Annotated in this window: 15 protein-coding genes; 8 read left to right on the top strand and 7 right to left on the bottom strand. The window is 53.2% G+C overall.

Annotated features, from left to right (window positions below; all coding sequences use genetic code 11):
- Positions 1 to 1,488, top strand: a complete 1,488-nt coding sequence (locus tag MUG06_RS06780; RefSeq protein WP_243078133.1) for an FGGY-family carbohydrate kinase — start codon at positions 1 to 3, stop codon at positions 1,486 to 1,488.
- A gap of 19 nt (positions 1,489 to 1,507) precedes the next feature.
- Entirely contained in the window at positions 1,508 to 2,926 is a 1,419-nt protein-coding gene (locus MUG06_RS06775; protein ID WP_243078132.1) for an L-fucose/L-arabinose isomerase family protein, read from the top strand.
- Between the two features lie 68 nt (positions 2,927 to 2,994).
- Here MUG06_RS06775 and MUG06_RS06770 read toward each other — a convergent pair whose 3' ends face one another.
- Positions 2,995 to 4,098, bottom strand: a complete 1,104-nt coding sequence (locus tag MUG06_RS06770) for a mechanosensitive ion channel domain-containing protein (RefSeq protein WP_215847020.1) — start codon at positions 4,096 to 4,098, stop codon at positions 2,995 to 2,997.
- A 98-nt stretch (positions 4,099 to 4,196) separates the two neighbouring features.
- Entirely contained in the window at positions 4,197 to 4,931 is a 735-nt protein-coding gene (locus MUG06_RS06765; protein WP_215847019.1) for a flagellar brake protein, read from the bottom strand.
- A 214-nt stretch (positions 4,932 to 5,145) separates the two neighbouring features.
- On the opposite strand from MUG06_RS06765, the gene MUG06_RS06760 reads away from it, so the two are divergent.
- On the top strand, positions 5,146 to 5,394 hold the full coding sequence (locus tag MUG06_RS06760) for a GlsB/YeaQ/YmgE family stress response membrane protein (RefSeq protein WP_215847018.1): 249 nt from the start codon (positions 5,146 to 5,148) through the stop codon (positions 5,392 to 5,394).
- Positions 5,395 to 5,511: 117 nt separating this feature from the next.
- On the opposite strand, the gene MUG06_RS06755 is transcribed toward MUG06_RS06760, so the two are convergent.
- Positions 5,512 to 7,614 carry a TonB-dependent siderophore receptor gene (locus MUG06_RS06755; protein WP_243078131.1) on the bottom strand — a complete coding sequence of 701 codons (2,103 nt, stop codon included), beginning with the start codon at positions 7,612 to 7,614 and terminating at the stop codon, positions 5,512 to 5,514.
- 174 nt (positions 7,615 to 7,788) lie between these two features.
- Positions 7,789 to 9,474, bottom strand: a complete 1,686-nt coding sequence (gene treA, locus MUG06_RS06750; protein ID WP_243078130.1) for an alpha,alpha-trehalase TreA — start codon at positions 9,472 to 9,474, stop codon at positions 7,789 to 7,791.
- Positions 9,475 to 9,695: 221 nt separating this feature from the next.
- On the opposite strand from treA, the gene ghrA reads away from it, so the two are divergent.
- Genes ghrA through MUG06_RS06735 form a run of 3 tightly spaced genes read left to right on the top strand, consistent with a single transcriptional unit; the run spans position 9,696 to position 12,028 of the window.
- Entirely contained in the window at positions 9,696 to 10,637 is a 942-nt protein-coding gene (gene ghrA / locus MUG06_RS06745; RefSeq protein ID WP_243078129.1) for a glyoxylate/hydroxypyruvate reductase GhrA, read from the top strand.
- Positions 10,638 to 10,694: 57 nt separating this feature from the next.
- Positions 10,695 to 11,432 carry a phosphatase gene (locus MUG06_RS06740; RefSeq protein WP_215847014.1) on the top strand — a complete coding sequence of 246 codons (738 nt, stop codon included), beginning with the start codon at positions 10,695 to 10,697 and terminating at the stop codon, positions 11,430 to 11,432.
- 26 nt (positions 11,433 to 11,458) lie between these two features.
- Positions 11,459 to 12,028, top strand: a complete 570-nt coding sequence (locus tag MUG06_RS06735) for a molecular chaperone (RefSeq protein WP_215847013.1) — start codon at positions 11,459 to 11,461, stop codon at positions 12,026 to 12,028.
- A 1-nt stretch (position 12,029) separates the two neighbouring features.
- On the opposite strand, the gene MUG06_RS06730 is transcribed toward MUG06_RS06735, so the two are convergent.
- Both MUG06_RS06730 and MUG06_RS06725 read right to left on the bottom strand, forming a co-directional pair.
- Positions 12,030 to 13,394, bottom strand: a complete 1,365-nt coding sequence (locus tag MUG06_RS06730; RefSeq protein WP_243078128.1) for a CoA transferase — start codon at positions 13,392 to 13,394, stop codon at positions 12,030 to 12,032.
- 46 nt (positions 13,395 to 13,440) lie between these two features.
- On the bottom strand, positions 13,441 to 14,325 hold the full coding sequence (locus MUG06_RS06725; protein WP_243078127.1) for an EamA family transporter: 885 nt from the start codon (positions 14,323 to 14,325) through the stop codon (positions 13,441 to 13,443).
- Between the two features lie 180 nt (positions 14,326 to 14,505).
- Here MUG06_RS06725 and MUG06_RS06720 point away from each other — a divergent pair, with 180 nt between their 5' ends.
- Positions 14,506 to 15,228 carry a glutamine amidotransferase gene (locus MUG06_RS06720; RefSeq protein WP_243078126.1) on the top strand — a complete coding sequence of 241 codons (723 nt, stop codon included), beginning with the start codon at positions 14,506 to 14,508 and terminating at the stop codon, positions 15,226 to 15,228.
- Here the strand turns inward: MUG06_RS06720 and MUG06_RS06715 are convergent.
- Positions 15,216 to 15,779: a methyltransferase gene (locus MUG06_RS06715; RefSeq protein ID WP_243078125.1), complete on the bottom strand. Its 564-nt coding sequence runs from the start codon at positions 15,777 to 15,779 to the stop codon at positions 15,216 to 15,218. The genes MUG06_RS06720 and MUG06_RS06715 overlap by 13 nt on opposite strands.
- Before the next feature lie 232 nt (positions 15,780 to 16,011).
- On the opposite strand from MUG06_RS06715, the gene MUG06_RS06710 reads away from it, so the two are divergent.
- Complete coding sequence (locus MUG06_RS06710) at positions 16,012 to 17,532, top strand: aldehyde dehydrogenase family protein (RefSeq protein ID WP_243078124.1); 1,521 nt, start codon at positions 16,012 to 16,014, stop codon at positions 17,530 to 17,532.
- Positions 17,533 to 17,604: the final 72 nt, after the last annotated feature.

Below are 17,604 nucleotides of genomic sequence, written 5' to 3'. Positions count from 1 at the left end.
ATGACAGAACCTGTGATTCTGGCGATTGACGAAGGCACCACCAATGCAAAAGCGATTGCGGTTGATCGTCTGGGCAAGGTGGTGGCACGCGGCAGCCAGAGTTTGACGCTGGAACATCCGCAGCCGGGGCTGGCGGAGCAGGATCCCATGGCCATCTGGCAGGCAGTTAAGCAGGCGATCACACAATGTCTGGCGCAGTGTGCTGGCGCATCCGTTGCGGCGGTCGCGATCAGTAATCAGCGTGAATCGGTGTTGATTTGGCAGCGTAGCAACGGCACGCCGCTCACGCCGCTGGTGAGCTGGCAGGATCGCCGATCCGAATCGTTTTGTCGCGATCTGCATCAGGCAGGAAAAGCGCCGCGCATCACCGGTCTGACCGGCCTGGCGGTTGACCCGATGTTTCCTGCTGCCAAGCTCACCGGCATGCTGGCAGCCATTCCCGACGGCGCAGCGCGTGCAGCTGCGGGCGAACTGTGCATCGGCACTGTGGAGAGCTGGCTTACCTGGCAACTTACTGCAGGCGACTGTTTTATTACCGATCATGCCAACGCGGCACGCACCCAGCTTTACAGTTTGCACCGTAATGACTGGGACGATGAGCTGCTGGCCCTTTTTCAGCTGCCGCGCGCGGCGCTTCCGACCATTACCCCCTCGGCCAGTGAACAGGGTGTGGTGGCCGTGAATGACATTGCGGGTTTATCACCGGGCACACCAATCCTGGCGCGTATCGGCGATTCTCATGCGGCGTTACAGGCCCAACGCCGGGGCGACGCAGAAGTGGTAAAAGCCACTTATGGCACCGGTTCATCACTGATGATGTCAATGGCGACGCCATTGATGACCGAAAATGGTTTGAGCACCACCGTGGCGTGGCATGACGGCGAGCTGCGTTATGCCTTTGAAGGCAACATTACTCACACCGGTTCGGGCGCGGCCTGGCTGGGTAAAATGTTGGGTATTCAAGATCCACGCGAGTTGACTGCGCTGGCAGAAAGCACCGTTGATAATCAAGGCATCTATTTTGTTCCAGCACTCTCGGGACTGGGCGCGCCCTGGTGGGATCTCAAAGCCCGCGGCATGGTGTGTGGGCTGACAGATGCCGCCACACCCGCGGTTTTAGCGCGCGTCGCGTTAGAGTCGATCACCTTTCAAATCGCTGACGTGTTCTTCGCCATGGAGCAAGCCAGCGGCCAGCACCTTCCCGCGCTCTGCGTGGATGGCAGCGCAACTGAAAACGGCTGGCTGATGCAGCTACAGGCCGATGTACTACAGCGTCCGCTTCATCGCGTGCCAACCGCTGAAGTCTCTGCGCTGGGGGCCGCTTTGCTGGCAGGAAAAGTGCTGGGTTGGTGGCAGCAGGGCAATGAAATGCAGGCGCTTCAAGGCGGCAGCGTAATTCTGCCGCGTGAACACCACGCGCAAAAAATGCAGGAAAACTATAAAGGCTGGCTCGATGCGGTGGCCCGTTGCCGCTATCAGCCACAATAACTTTCTTCGGAGCAGAGCAATGTCAAAACTTCCTCAGCAGTTGACCTTCGGCGTCATCATTGGCAACCGCGGTTTTTTCCCCAGCTATTTGGTGGGCGAAGCGCGCCAGCAGGCGGTAGCGCTGTTTGAAAAACTCAATATCAATACCGTGATGTTGAATGAATCGCAAACCAACCTCGGCGGTGTTGAAACGCGCCAGGAAGCCAAAACCTGCGCCGAGCTGTTCCGCCAGCATCGTGACAATATTCACGGCATCGTGGTTTTACTGCCTAATTTTGGCGATGAAAAAGCGATTGCGGAAGCGTTGCGTCTTTCGGGGCTGAATGTGCCGGTGTTGGTGCAGGCAGAAGAAGATAACCTCGATAAAATGGGACTGGCGACGCGCCGCGACAGCTTCTGCGGCAAGATCTCGCTGTGCAATAACCTGCGCCAATATGGCATTCCTTTCAGCTTAACGCGTCAGCACGTTTGCGCCTTAAGCGGTGAAATATTCATGCAAGATTTGCAGCGTTTCACCCAGTTGTGCCGGGTCGTCCACGCCATGCGGCGGGTACGCGTCGGCGCGATTGGTGCGCGTCCGGCGGGGTTTAATACCGTGCGATACAGTGAAAAATTATTGGAAAAGATGGGCATCGCGGTAGAAACCCTCGATCTGTCAGAAATTTTTAGCCGCATCAAGCGGCTGCGTGACGATGATATTCGGGTAGCCGAAAAGCGTGAAATTCTTGAAGCGAACGCCGACGCGCGCGGCATCCCCGATGAAAAGCTGCAAACTATGGCGAAGCTGTTTGTGGTGATCAGCGAGTGGGTGAATGAAAACGATATTGATACCACCGCAATTCAGTGCTGGACTTCGTTACAGGAGAATCTTGGCATCAATGTCTGCTCCATTATGAGTGTGATGTCGGGTCAACTGATGCCCAGTGCGTGTGAGGTTGATGTAATGGGCGCGCTGTCGATGTATGCGCTGGCCAGCTGTTCACTCAATCCCGCGTCGTTAGCGGACTGGAATAATAATTTCGGTGACGATCGCGATAAATGCGTGCTGTTCCATTGCGGCAACTTTGCCAGCGCCAGCCTGGAATCACCAACCATGGGAACCGCCGATATCATTGGCACTACCGTCGGGAAAGAGAACACCTGCGGCGCGGTGCATGGACGAATGAAAAGCGGTGATCTGACCTATTTCCGCCTCTCGACGGATGATTTTAACGGCGAGATCAAGGCTTACGTCGGAGAAGGATTATCCGTTGATGATCCACTGGACACAGTGGGATGCCGCGCTGTGATTCAGGTGCCTCAACTGGAAAATTTACTGGCGTGGATCTGCCGTAACGGCTTTGAGCATCATGTGGCGATGAACCATTCAGCCACTGCCGCGGTGTTGCAAGAAGCGTTCAGCAACTATCTGGGCGTAAGTTGTTATCAACACAGTTAAGGTTTCAACGCCTCATCCCTAAACGAAAAGGGGATGAGGCGATTTTTTACCTGCCTTGCCGTTGAGGTTTACTCATTGGCGACCGCCTTTAAATCGACTTGCGGTAAGCTGCCGCCGCTGAATTCGACCTGACGAATTGGGAAGGCGAAACGAACGTTGCGCTCTTCTAACGCGGCCATTAGCTGCAAGTTAATTTCCTGCTGAATATCCATATATTTGTTGTAGTCGGCATCAAGGACAAAATAGACCACTTCAAAGGTCAGTTTGGAGTCATCAAAAGCCAGAAAATGCGCACGATCGAAACGTGTCATCTCAATGCCCTGAATAATGTCTTTGACCAACGTGCTGATTTCACGCACCTGCTTTGATGACGTGGCGTAGCTGATACCAAATTTGAACACGATGCGGCGCTGCTGCATGCGTTTGTAGTTATGGATCGTCTGCTGCAACAGAATGGTATTCGAACAGACAATTTGCTCACCGCTCAGGCTGCGCAAGCGCGTTGTCTTCAAGCCGATATGTTCAATCGAACCGGCAATGTCGCCAAACACCACAAAGTCGCCATGTTCGAACGGTCGATCTAAACCAATCGCCAGAGAAGCAAACACATCACTCAGCACCGTCTGAATCGCCAGTGCAATGGCAATACCGCCAACGCCTAAACTGGCGACCAGCGCAGTAATGTTAATGCCCATATTCGACAGAATGGCGAGCACCATCATCACCCAAACCAGGATGCGCAACAGAATACCCAGGATCACGGTGGTGACTGGATTACGCACATGCAACGGATCGCGCAGCAGGCTCTGAAGCCACAGCCGAATACCGCAATCGATCCACAACGCAAGTTGCACAATAAAGGCCAGAAACCAGCCATGCGAAATGGTGTTGCTCCAGGTTGATGGCAGATCAACGAATTTCAGCGCAATCAACAGGGAAAAAATCAGCAACAGCGTCTGGCTGGTGCTGCGTAATATCTCCACCACAATAGCAGTTGCACGAACGTGGCGGTGCTCGCTGTAGCGGGCGATACGGTTGGATATGAATCTAATCAGTGAACGGAGGATCCAGTAGATAACTAGCGTGGCGACCACCACGATAGCGCTGTTAATCCAGAAGGTTTGGTTAAAAAATATCGATTGAAAATGACGTGATGAAAGCCAGTTTTCCATTGGGGAGAATCTCCTTGCTGGGATCCGGTTTGAGGGAATAAGCAAGAAGAAGCATAGCCTGGATGCGCCAAATGTGTACGGCACATCCAGAAAGGAACTTATTGAAAACGATTAGCTTTGTCCCGTGCCAGGCGTTCTAAGGCAAAAATAACCTGCTGCAACTGCCGTTCCTGAAGCGGTTCGATAGTGGTAAAACGGAAACTCAGTCGCGGCGTGATGCGCGTTTCGTTTTTGCTGGAGACCAGGCTGCGCTCGCCAATATGCATCAGCTTTGCCCCTACTTCGAAATGACCATATTCGCCCAGCTCGACCCGGAAAGACTTGAATGCATCGCCAGGTTTTAACGCTTCAGGCAGCGCTTCATCAACCAGCACGCCAATACCGCCTAGCGAGAGATCCTGCAGACGAAAACGGGCTTTCTGCCCATTTGGCCATTGCGTATGACACCAAAATTGCGGTTCAAGTGGTGCATCAATGCGGAAAAATTCCCGGCGTTGAATCTGCCACAGCAACGCAGGCAGCCCAGCGCTAAATGCAGGCAAGCCTTCATGTTCAGTCATCTCCAGCGCGGCAAGACTGAACTCTACTTTGGCACCCTTGGTTTCAGCCGAAATACTCACTTCGCGACAGTTCAGCGCGTAATCGTTGTCCAGATTATTACTGCCTAAATCGAACACGATACGATCTTCATCTGCGGCTAACATGCGGCTGATAAATTGCCCACGTGAAAAGGTCACCATGAGCGGTGTTTGATAGCGCAGCAGCTCCTTCATTACTCCCAGGACAGCTAGCGTTCCTCTTTTGAGGTATTGTTCGTTATCGGATTCTTTCACTCACTGGCTCCAAATGATTGCTTCGTCATCATTTCTGTTTCCTTTGCCACTTGTCCGTTATCGACCTGCACAAAAAAAGCTTTAGCTTGCTAACTAAATTTTTTAACTGTGACACAACAGGCAAAATTGAAAACTGTGTCTATACTTATTGCGGTAAACCGCTTGATTAATCAGGCGAACACAATGTAATCAGAAAAAACGCAAGGAGTAGTTAATGGGCATTCTTTCATGGATCATCTTTGGTTTAATCGCCGGTATTCTCGCTAAATGGATTATGCCGGGCAAAGACGGCGGCGGCTTTATTCTTACCATTGTGCTCGGTATCATCGGTGCAGTTGTTGGTGGCTGGATCAGCACCCTGTTTGGTTTCGGTCGTGTGGACGGATTCAACTTCGGCAGTTTCGTGGTTGCGGTAATTGGTGCCATTGTGGTGCTGTTTATCTACCGTAAAGTTCGCAGCTGACGTTCAGCGTCAAAGACGATCTAAACAAAAAAGGGGACGAAGTGATTCGTCCCCTTTTTCATGTTTTGCGTTTAGCGTCTTACGCTTAAAACTGTATGTTTGTCATCTCAGTGGTGATTAAAAATCCACTCCCACCGTCGCCATCACCGTACGTTCTGCGCCCCAGTAACAATAACCGGTGCCGTAACAGGCCGCGACATAATTGCGATCGGTTAGGTTATTAGCATTAACCTGCACCCATGTGCCTTTCAAGCTGCTGTTCCAGGCCCCTAAATCTGCGCGTACCGAAGCATCAAACAGCGTAACGGAAGGCAAACGCGTGGTGTTTTCGTTATCAGCCCACTGCTTGCCGATATAACGCACACCCGCGCCCGCGCTGAGACCGTAATCGAACTGATAATGTCCCCAAAATGAGGCCATGCTGTTTGGCGTCACGTAAGGTGTGTGCCCATCGTTGCCATCCACTGAATCTTTGAAGCGCAAATGATTAAGCGTGTAGCCCGCGATCGTACTGAATCGTGGGGTGATCTGATTACGCGCCTCTAGCTCAATACCTTGCGAATGCACTTTGCCTGAGGGGGTAAAAGTTGCCGTGATCACATCGCGGTTAGAGACATTTTTTTGCATCAAATCATAGATCGCTAAGGTGTAGAGATCGCGCGTGCCGTTCGGCTGGTACTTCAGACCCGCTTCATACTGCTCTGCGGTGGTGGGTTTTAGCAGATTATTGTTGTTATCCGTCAGCGCGGTTGGCGTAATCGCCTGACTCCAGCTCACGTACGGCGATAAGCCGTTATCAAAGGCATAAAGCAGGGCTGCGCGTCCGCTGATGTGATCGTCCTGACGACGATCGCTGCCGCTGTTGTTAGCGACAATGCGGTCATAGCGACCTGAAAGATCGAGATGCCAGCGATCCAGCTTCATCTCATCTTGCAGATAAAGACCGGTTTGATAATAGCGACGCGTCGCTTCTGTCCAGCCGTAGCCCGGCATCGCACCCACTTGTTCACCGGTTACGGCATTCAGCGGGTTAGCATCACCTGACGCCTGGCTGATCTCATTCTTGTAACGGTGAAAATCGACACCAACATTAACGCGATGCTCCAGCGCGCCCGTTGCGAACTCCGCCTGCAAGCGGTTATCGGTAGCCCATGCAGAAAGTGATGAACGTTCACCTGAATAATAGCGGTTCAGTAAATCGCTGTTCGCTGTGTTCCACCCAATCTGATACACCTGATCGAGATCGACATTCGAGTGGCTGTAGCTGCCGGTTGAAGAGAAAGACCAAATTTCATTAAAGCGATGCGAGAAGTCGAAACTGTAGATTTGCTCATGGCGCTTGAACTGGTCGAGATCGCTGTTGCCTTCATAAAAACCGTTGCTGAGTTTATATCCGTTGTGTTCGGTAATGCTGCCTTCACCCGGCACTGATCCGTGATAACCACCAGAAGGATCTTTCTGCAGATAGGCTTTCAGGATCAGGTGCGTATCTTCATCCGGCTGCCACATCAGCTGCGGCATCAGGGCATATTTTTCTTCGCGGGTGTGATCGTATTGCGTATCGCTGTTGCGCGTGATGCCAGTCAGGCGAAATGCCCATTGATCGTTGATCGCATTGGTGTAATCGAAAGCCGCGCTGGTGGTCGCGTTGGATCCTGCTGAAAGCTGAAAATGTCCCTCTTCGCGGTATTGCGGGCGTTTGGTAATCATATTGACCAGGCCGCCCGGCACGGTTTGACCATAGAGCGCCGAAGAGGGGCCTTTGATCACGTCAACGCGTTCGAGAAACCAGTTATCCACCTGCATGACATTGAAACTGCCGCCATCGCTCATAACACGCAGGCCGTCGATAAAGGTGTTATCGACATCGCCGCCGTGGAAACCGCGCAGCGAAATGGTGTCGTAACGCGTCGCCGCACCGGCAAAATTGGTGAAGACGCCTGGCGTATAATTCAGTGCCTGATTGAGATCCTGTGCACCCTGATCCTGAATCTGCTGGCGAGTAATCACCGATACGGATTGGGGTGTGGTGATCAACGGCCGATCGCTTTTAGTCGCGCCCTGGCTGGTGGTCGCCAAATACCCCTGCGTTGGTGATTCGGCGCTTTCTTCTGGTTGTGCCGTGACAATCAACGTTTCAGCCGCGAAGGAAAATGTCGGAGCAGTAAGCGCCAGCGCACAGTAAACCGCGCTGCGTTTCACAGGAGAAGGCAGTGTCATTAGCGATCCTTTCAGGTCAGATTAAGGCAAGGAAACAGTATGGTAAAGATTCTCATTGTTATATTGAGAATCATTACCATTTGTTAAATTGAGTGCAATTCTGCCTGCCGATGAAAGGAAGTCAAGGTAAACAAGCTGATACTGTCGGTTTGATCCGACAGTATCAGAATAGGATCACTGCGTTGAAGCGGAACTCTGAGGAATGTCGTGGGCGCTGTTACAGGTTTTGTCTTTTGGACAATACTTGTCGAGCAGCATCAGCGTGACGCCGTTGGTCCAGCCAAAACCATCCTGTAGCGGATATTCACCGCCACCGCCGCCACCCAGGTTTTTACCCTCAACCACATACTTTTCTACCAGTTTATGTTCTTTATCGTAGGTGGTTTGCACGTTTTGCAGGAAGCGCAGGCCAACCTGTTTGGCCAGTTGCGGTTTTTTGTAGTGTTCCAAACCCTCTACCGCGACCCATTGCAGCGGTGCCCAGCCATTAGGTGCATCCCATTGCTGGCCATTATTCACCGTGGTGGTCACTAATCCGCCCGGTTTCAGCAGCTGTTTTTCAACCGCGCTGGCGGTACTGTCGGCCTGCTTATCGCTGGCGACGTGCAGGTAGAGCGGGAACAGAGCTGCGGCGGTGAGCTGCGGATGAACCTGCTTTTTCTTCCAGTCGTAATCTGCGTACCAGCTTTGCTTGCTGTCCCATAAATAGCGGTTGATCGCGGCCTGACGCTTCTCAGCGCGGTCAGCGTACTGCTTCGCCACATTGCCCTGTTTATTCAGCAGGTAGCTTTTCGAGAGAACTTTTTCCAGATGGAAAATCAGGCTGTTCAAATCGACCGGTGCTATCTGCGTGGTGCGGATTGTGGCCAGGTTATGTGCATCGGTAAACCAGCGTGAACTGAAGTCCCAGCCAGACGCCGCGCCTGAGCGCAACTCACGGTACATTTCCGCTTTATCGCGCTGCGGGGCCTTTTTCGCGGTGTTCACGTCATCCATCCAGGATTCGGTACGCGGCACATCACGGGCATCCCAATACCGATTGAGCAGGGTGCCATCGGCGAGTTTAATCACGCGCTTGCTGGCATCGCCGGCTGCCACGATGTCGCTGTCTGCCATCCAGTAGTCATACTCTTTCTGCAACTGCGGCAGATAACGCGTATAGGCTTTGTCACCTTCGTGGGTAGCCAAGAGATCAACCATCAAACTAAAGAAGGGCGGCTGTGAACGGCTGAGATAATAGCTGCGGTTGCCGTTGGGAATATGGCCGTAGCGATCCAGCAGTGAGGCGAAGTTATCCACCATATCCTGCACGCGATCCCAATGACCACTTTCTGCCAAACCTAACATAGTGAAATAGCTGTCCCAGTAATAGACCTCACGGAAGCGGCCGCCGGGAACAACATAAGGTTTCGGCAGTTGCAGCAGCGAGTCATATTGCCCGGCGCTTTTGGCGGTGCGAGTCAGTACTGGCCACAAACCATCAATGTGTGCACGCAGGCTTTGACCGGCTGGCGGCACATATTTGTCGCCATTAGTGGGCAGCGTAAAATTCGCTGACACAAAGCGTTTTAGGTCAAAGCTGCGTTGATTCTTTTGCATCTGCCAGTCGGCAAGAATCGAGGCGGGATCATATTTAGGTAGCGCATCAGCAAAGGTCTTTTGATCAGGATAAAATTTTGCTTGTTGCACAGCGTTAAATAATGGCCCTAAACGCACATCGGGCGGCTGCGGCTGATTGCTCAGCATGCGTGAATTATCATCTGCGTGAACAGTAAATGCGGGCACGCTCAGCAACAGCGTAAGCAGTAATGGTGCGTAGCCCTGACGCCCTTCAGTGGCGTTTACCTCAGTTTTTATCATCGGTTGTTCTCCTTGTCCGAAAAGCGGGTCGCGCGTAACGCATTGACCACTCGAACAACTTTAGACGCTATCTCAGTGTTTCACCCTGAAGCGAGCCGGAAATGTGAAGGCGCGGGAATAAATCGCTAAAAGCAGGGAATCAAAATCCTGCATTTAGTATGGATTTTTCCTTGTCTTCGTTGCCTTTTTCCCCGACGCTGAAAAGAAAAAAGGAGAGCAGTATGGAGATTATCTGGTTTCACCCCTCGCAAGACGCCACGCTCTGGATCAAGGGCTTACAACAACGACTGCCGCAAGCACGCGTGCGTCGTTGGCAGCCGGGCGATAACGCACCCGCCGATTACGCGCTGGTGCGTTCACCGCCAATAGAGATGTTGAGTGGAAGAGAAAATCTACGCGGCGTGTTTGCATTGGGCGCTGGCGTGGATGAGATCCTCGCGCAGCTTAAACGCCATCCCGACATGCTCTCCGATGCGGTGCCGCTGTTTCGTCTTGAAGACACCGGCATGGCGCGTCAGATGCAAGAGTACGCGACGCATCGCGTACTGGATTGGTTTCGCCGCTTTGATGATTACCGACTGCAACAGCAGCAGCCGTGCTGGCAGCCGTTGACGGGCTACAAACGTGAAACGTTTACCGTTGGTATTCTCGGTGCAGGGGTTTTAGGCCAACGCGTCGCTGAAAGCCTGAAATATTGGGGCTTCCCACTGCGGGTCTGGAGCCGTTCGCCTAAGCAGCTTGAAGGCATCACCAGCTTTGCCGGACGCGAATCGCTGAATGATTTTTTGCACGGCACGCAGGTGTTAATCAATCTACTGCCTAGCACTGCCGAAACGCATAACCTGATTAATCGGGACTTCTTGCAACAGCTGCCGCAAGGGGCTTTCTTCCTGAATTTGGCGCGAGGCGCGCAAGTCGTTGAGGACGATCTGCTGGCTGCTTTGAACAGTGGTCAACTCAAAGCTGCCGCCCTGGATGTGTTTCAGGTTGAGCCGTTGCCAGAAGGTCATCCGCTGTGGTCACATCCGCGTGTCACCATTACGCCACATAATGCGGCTGTCACGTTACCGGAAGAGGCGATGGATTATATCGCTCACGCCATCACGCAGCGCGAAGCAGGTGAAATGCCGCGAGGTTGCGTTGATCGCCAGCGCGGCTATTAATTATTAAAGCTCTGTTTTTTATCCCAGCCCATGACGGGCGATCAGCAGGAGAAAAAGATGTATCCGGTAGATCTGCATATGCACACCGTCGCCAGTACCCACGCGTACAGTACGCTGCACGATTACGTCGCGCAGGCGAAACAGAACGGCTTAAAGCTGTTTGCTATTACCGATCACGGTCCCGATATGGCAGATGCACCGCATTACTGGCATTTCGTCAACATGCGCATCTGGCCGCGCGTGATCGATGGCGTGGCGATTTTGCGCGGTATCGAAGCGAATATTAAAAACCAGCAGGGCGAGATTGATTGTTCTGGCCCGATGTTGGATGCGCTGGATTTAATCGTGGCCGGTTTCCACGAGCCGGTTTATGCCCCACGGGATAAAAAGCATCACACCGACGCGATGATTGCTGCCATGGCGGGCGGGCTGGTGCATATAATTAGCCATCCGGGTAATCCGAAGTTTCCGGTAGATATTCCGGCGATTGCTGAAGCGGCTGCACATTATGACGTTGCGCTAGAGATCAATAACTCCTCCTTTACCCATTCGCGCCCAGGCAGTGAACCAAACTGCCGCGCGATTGCTCAAGCGGTACGGGATGCAGGCGGACGTCTGGCATTTGGTTCAGATTCCCATACCGCCTTTACGCTGGGTCATTTTGAGCACTGTTTGCGGATTACACGTGAAGTGGATTTTCCTGAAGATCGCGTGTTAAATGTCACGCCGCGTCGACTGCTCGATTTCCTTGAGCAGCGTACCGGCAAACACATTGCTGAACTGGCTGATTTTTAACTTTATTGCTTCAAGGATTCTGACTCATGAATGAGTTTTCCATTCTGTGCCGCGTGATCGGCTCGCTATTTAATCGCCAACCGCAAGATCCGCTGCTGGTGCCGCTGTTTACGCTGTTGCGTGAGGGCAAATTGCAGGCGCAATGGCCGCTGGAACAAGACGATCTGTTAAAGCGTTTACAGCAGAGCAGCGATCCACAGGCGTTAGCCGCAGACTACAACGCGCTGTTTGTCGGCAGCGACTGTAAAGTTCCGCCTTATGCATCACAATGGCCAGAAGGGAAAACAGAGGCGGAAGTCCGCGCATTTTTATCCTCACGCGGAATGCCGTTGAGCGATGCGCCTGCCGATCATTTTGGCGTGTTGATGCTGGCGGCTTCCTGGTTGGAAGATCAGTCTGCGGAAGATGAAAGTGCGGCCCAGTTAGCGCTGTTTGAACGCTATTTACTGCCTTGGTGCGGTGCGTTTCTGGGTAAAGTCGAAGCGCATGCGACCAGCGCGTTTTATCGCACGCTGGCTGCATTGAGTCGTGAAGCGATTCAGGCCATGTATAACGAACTGGCTGAAAGCGCTGAAGAAGACGAAGACGACGAATAAGTTACCAGCTCGCCGGATGCGTACCCGGCAAGCATCCTGGCGTCGCGCAGATCAGCGCGGTGCCAGGAAGGTAAGCCGCAGAACGCAAGCGCACGCCCAAACCCCATTGCGTTAACTCAAACATCGCCAGATTATCGCTGACTTCAGCATGAATACCGGATTGCTGGCTTCCCTCGGGATAGCGATGCTGTTGCAACATTAATGCTGTTCGCGCCAGCGATAAACGCGCCTGGCTGCCATTGCCTGATTCTTTACGCTGACGCAATCCTTCCAGCACCGCAGCCGCCATAAGATAGCCGGTGGCATGATCCAGCGCCTGCACGGGCAGCGGCGTGGGTTTATTGCTGTGTTGACTGCGCATGCCTTGTTCAGCAATGCCGCATCCCATCTGTACCAGGCTGTCAAAACCCCGACGATTACGCCATGGGCCTTGCCATCCCCATGCATTCAGGCTGACATCCACTAAACCGGGCGCCAGCTGCTGCCGCGTTTCGGCATCAAATCCAAGCTTTTCCAGCGCATCGGCGCGATAACCCTGCACCAAAACATCGGCTTCACGCAGCAGTTGAGTGAACGTCTCGCGATCCGCCTGAAGGTTTAAGTCCAGCACCGCACGACGTTTGCCACAGGTGATCTCTTCATCCAGCGTCGGCTCTTGCCAGCCGGGTGGATCAATACGCAGCACATTCGCGCCGAGGCTGGCAAGAAAGCGTGTTGCAACGGGCCCGGCAATAATGCGGGTTAAATCCAATACCTTGATGCCCAACAGCGGACGTGCAGTAGGCAACGTCCAGGTGGGGACAGGGCCGGGCGCAGTGGTTTGCCAGGCGATCAGCGGTTCCTGATTCACCGCCTGGCCTTGAGGATGCTGCTGCCAGGCTTCTGCGCTGCGCATCTCAGCGGCACAACCGCCAGCAGCAATAATCGCCTGTTCCAGTTCAGTCGTCTGCCATCGCGCCACCTGCTGCGCTAATGCCTGGCGATCGGGATGCCGGCCCAGCACGCTTTCCATCGCCTGGCGATGATGGGCGGCGTTGGTGTGCAAACGTATCCAGCCATCCGCGCTGGCGTAATCGCCCGCAAACGGATCCCACAACGCGGGCGCAGGGCGGTTAAGAGGCATGAAGCTGTGTTGAAACCAGCGCGAAGCCAGCCGCACGTTTATCTCAACGGGCTGCGATGAAGTTATCAGGTTTGCGGCAGCTTGGGTCGCCAGGCCAAGGCTGCTGGCCGCCAGTTCGCTGACGGCATAAGCGGAGGGAAATGTGCGGGTATCAACAAAGGTGGGCAACGGTTGCGGTGCAATATTGCCGCGCAATCCTTGCCACATCTGCTGCCAAAGTGACGCGGCGAGCTGATGGTCCATGTTTATGCTCCTGAGAATCACGTTCTCTCAAGCATAGCACGCTGCTTTAACGTCGACGAAGACGCGGGAAACGTGCGTGCATGCGCAGGTTACGCAGGTTAATCACGGCAATCGCTGTTCCCAAAATCACCAGCGAGGCGCCAATAATTTTAAAGCTGTTCAGACTGTCACCCAATACCACAATCCCCATCAAGACCGACAAGACTGGCGTCAGCAGCGAGTAGGGCATGATCAAATTGACGTTGTATTTTTTCAACAGCATGTACCACAGCGTGTAAGCAACAATCGACGAGGCGATAGCGCTGTAAAAAATGGCAAACCAGCCGCGCCAGCCTGCGTGACTCAACGCCGTCAGCTGATGAGATTCCATGACTAACGAAGCAACGCCAACAATCGGAACCGCCAAAAAGGCAATCCAGCCGGTCATGGTCAGTGGTTTAATCGAGGGTGATTTTTTGACGATCAGGTTGCTGACGGCCCAGCCGGTAGCGCTGCACAACAGCAGGCATAGTACCCACCACGTAGGAATGGTTGGGCTGCCGGATAGCACCACCACGCCGCTCAGTGAAACCAAAATGCCAAACAGCTGCACCATTTTTAGCTTCTCTTTCAGCACCACCATCGCCAGCAACATGGCAATCGGCGTGCCGAGCTGCACCACAATCGCGCCGGTTCCGGCATCGGTGTAGCGCATTCCGACGAACAGCAACGAGAAGTGCATAAAACCGAAGGTGAAGGCCAGCAGCAGCAGCCAGGGGAATTGCTGCCGGTTTATACGGCAGAACGGCACCAAAATAATGGCGACCACCACGAAACGCATCCACGTCAGGAACAGCGGCGGTAACTCCAGCAAGCCCCATTTCACTGCTACGTTATTGAAGGCCCAGATACACACCACCATTAAGACCAGAAAAAAATGCCGCGCCGCCACAATACCATCCTTTAATTAGTTACCTTTGCACACTAATGATGGCACGATCTGGGGGCATTCTGTCAGGAGATGAAAGATATTTTCTGTTTTTACTTCCAATGGAAAATCATAAGACTTTTAAGGCGATTGCTGGCAGACTGATTTTCCGAAACGCCCACTTCGCAGAGGATTCGATTCGGTATGATAAAAACGCCTGCATTACCCCTTGCCTTAATTCAGCTAGAAGTTCCTCCCGCAAACGTCGTGGCACAAATTGGCGAACAGCCCGCCTGGTTTATTGACGCGTTAGATTTACAGCCCGATGAGTACGTTATTGTGCGCCCGCATTTGGGTGAAGCGCTGCCTGAATTTAGCCAAATTTCCGCTGCTATTCTCAGTGGTTCCTGGGCGATGGTGACTGACCACGCCGAATGGAGCGAGCGCAGCGCAGCGTGGGTACGCGCCGCTATCGACGCTGAGTTGCCATTGCTTGGCGTTTGCTATGGGCATCAGCTGATGTCCTATGCGCTAGGCGGTAAAGTGGCAGACAATCCGCAAGGCTGGGAACGCGGTTTATTGCCGCTGGTGTGCAGCGCGCAGGCGCAACAGGATCCGCTGCTGTCCGCGCTACCCAAATCTTTCAGTGTCTGGCTTTCACATCGACAATCGGTGATTACACCGCCGCCGCAGGCGCAGGTGCTGGCGCATTCTGCCAAAGATGGCTATCAAATCGTGCGCTATTCACCGCAGGCATTGTCTGTGCAGTTTCACCCAGAATTTACTCAGCAGATCATGCGTGCCTGTTTGCCAGAAGGTGTGGAAATGAGCGGGGCAGAATCAGAAGACGCTGACTGGGCGCGGGAGTTGCTGAGCGCGTTCTGGTTACAGACGCGCCCGGCAATCAAGCAGGCTCAAGGCGCATAGTGGCGCGTGCAGCGATAAACCCAGGCGGGTGGCACGTTTTTAAGCACCCGCTGGCGTTCCCAGGTGAAATAGCGCGACAGATCGGGTTGCGTCAGTGACGTATATTGAAACTGTACAAATACGCCGGTTGGGCTTAACGCATTAAATACTGCTCGCAGGATCGCATCACGCAAAGCAGGTGGCAGTGATAACAGCGGCAGGCCAGAGAAAATGGCATCGTATTTCCCGTTGAGGTATTCCGCTGAACAGGTACGAACCGTCATGCGAGGATCGTCCATTGCGATGAGTTTCTCTGCCAGCGAACCGCTGATCTCAAACACATCCAGCGTCGCTTCCGGCGACATACGCGCCAGGAGTTGGCGGGTTAAGACCCCATCACCTGCACCTAACTCCGCAATATTCAGTTGATTATCCCACGCGACTGAATGGGTCATGGCTCGGCACAGTGTGCCTGACGAAGGCGTAATGCTGCCCATTTTGCGCGGATTACGAATGAACTGATGAACGAAGTCTGCTTTTTTGCGCATTAAGGTAAAAGCCGAAGCCAGCATGCTGATCTCCTGTATGAATACTTCCTCATATTGACTGTTTCTCAGCGACAAGTTTCTTTTATGTGAGCGCAGCGGGGAAAAGTCGGAATTATCTGTAGCTTTACGTCGCGCAACTATTCCTTCGTCGCGGTCACAGTTTCCTCTCTCTAAATCTGACAGTCTGACGAAGATCAGCCATGTTAATAATAAGTTTAATTGTTGTTACATCCTGCACTCTACAAGGAGAAACACCATGCGTTACGCCGCTCCCGGAGAACAAGGTTCTCTCATTCAGCTACAAAAAAACTATGGCAACTTTATTAACGGTGAGTTTGTAGCGCCGGTTAATGGCAACTACTTCACCAATACCTCGCCAGTGAACGGATCAACAGTGGGGGAGTTTCCGCGCTCCGATAGCGCTGATGTCGATAATGCCGTGGCCGCCGCCGCTGCTGCCGCTGATGCATGGGGGAAAACCTCGCCGCAGCAGCGCGCACTGGTGCTGTTAAAAATTGCCGATCGGCTGGAAGAGAATCTTGAATATATTGCTGTAAACGAAACCTGGGATAATGGCAAACCCGTACGTGAAACCCTGGCTGCTGATATGCCGCTGGCTGTTGACCATTTCCGCTATTTTGCGGGCTGCGTGCGGGCGCAAGAGGGCAGTGCGGCAGAGATTGATGAGTTTACTGCGGCCTATCATTTCCATGAACCGCTGGGCGTGGTCGCGCAGATTATCCCGTGGAACTTCCCGCTATTGATGGCGGCGTGGAAACTCGCTCCGGCGCTGGGGGCAGGCAATTGCGTGGTGTTAAAACCCGCAGAACAGACGCCGCTTTCTATCACGCTTTTTGTTGATCTGATCAAAGATCTATTACCTCCGGGTGTCATAAACGTGGTGCATGGCTTCGGTAAAGAAGCGGGTGAAGCACTGGCCTCGCATCCTGGGATTGCCAAAGTTGCCTTTACCGGCTCAACCGCCACGGGCGGCCATATTCTCGAACTGGCAGCGAAAAGCCTGATTCCTTCTACCGTTGAGTTAGGCGGAAAATCACCGAATATCTTTTTTGAAGACATCATGCAGGCGGAAGAGAGCTTTATTGAGAAGGCCGCAGAAGGCGTGGTGCTCGGCTTCCTAAATCAGGGCGAAGTCTGTACCTGTCCTTCCCGTGCGCTGGTGCAAGAATCAATTTATGAACCTTTCATGGCCGCCGTGTTAAAACGCATCAAAACCATCAAGCGTGGTGATCCGATGGATACCGAAACCATGATTGGTGCGCAAGCGTCACAGCAGCAGTTCGATAAGATCCTCTCTTATCTGGAGATTGCGCAACAAGAGGGCGCAGAAGTGCTGGTGGGCGGTGGCGTGGAAAAACTGGAAGGATCGCTTTCCAGCGGCTATTACATTCAACCGACGCTGCTGAAAGGCAACAATAGCATGCGGGTATTCCAGGAAGAGATTTTTGGGCCGGTGATCGGTATCACCACGTTTAAAGATGAGGCGGAAGCGGTCAGCATCGCCAATGATTCGATTTACGGATTGGGCGCCGGCGTCTGGACGCGTGACATCAACCGCGCCTATCGCGTGGGCAGGGCAATCAAAGCCGGACGCGTCTGGACCAACTGTTACCATCTTTATCCGGCACATGCGGCATTTGGCGGTTACAAAAAATCGGGCATTGGCCGTGAAACCCACAAAATGATGCTTGATCACTATCAGCAAACCAAAAATCTGCTGGTAAGTTACAGCATTCAGCCGCTGGGCTTCTTCTAATCTCTCGGGCGTGTTGCAGCCGTTGCAGCGCGCCCGTTTTTATCAACGACGGGTTGTCGCTGTGAGAAAATA

This window comes from Pantoea sp. MQR6, assembly GCF_022761075.1.
Classification (GTDB): Bacteria; Pseudomonadota; Gammaproteobacteria; order Enterobacterales; family Enterobacteriaceae; genus Pantoea; species Pantoea phytostimulans.
This window is presented reverse-complemented; position numbering and strand designations above follow the sequence as displayed.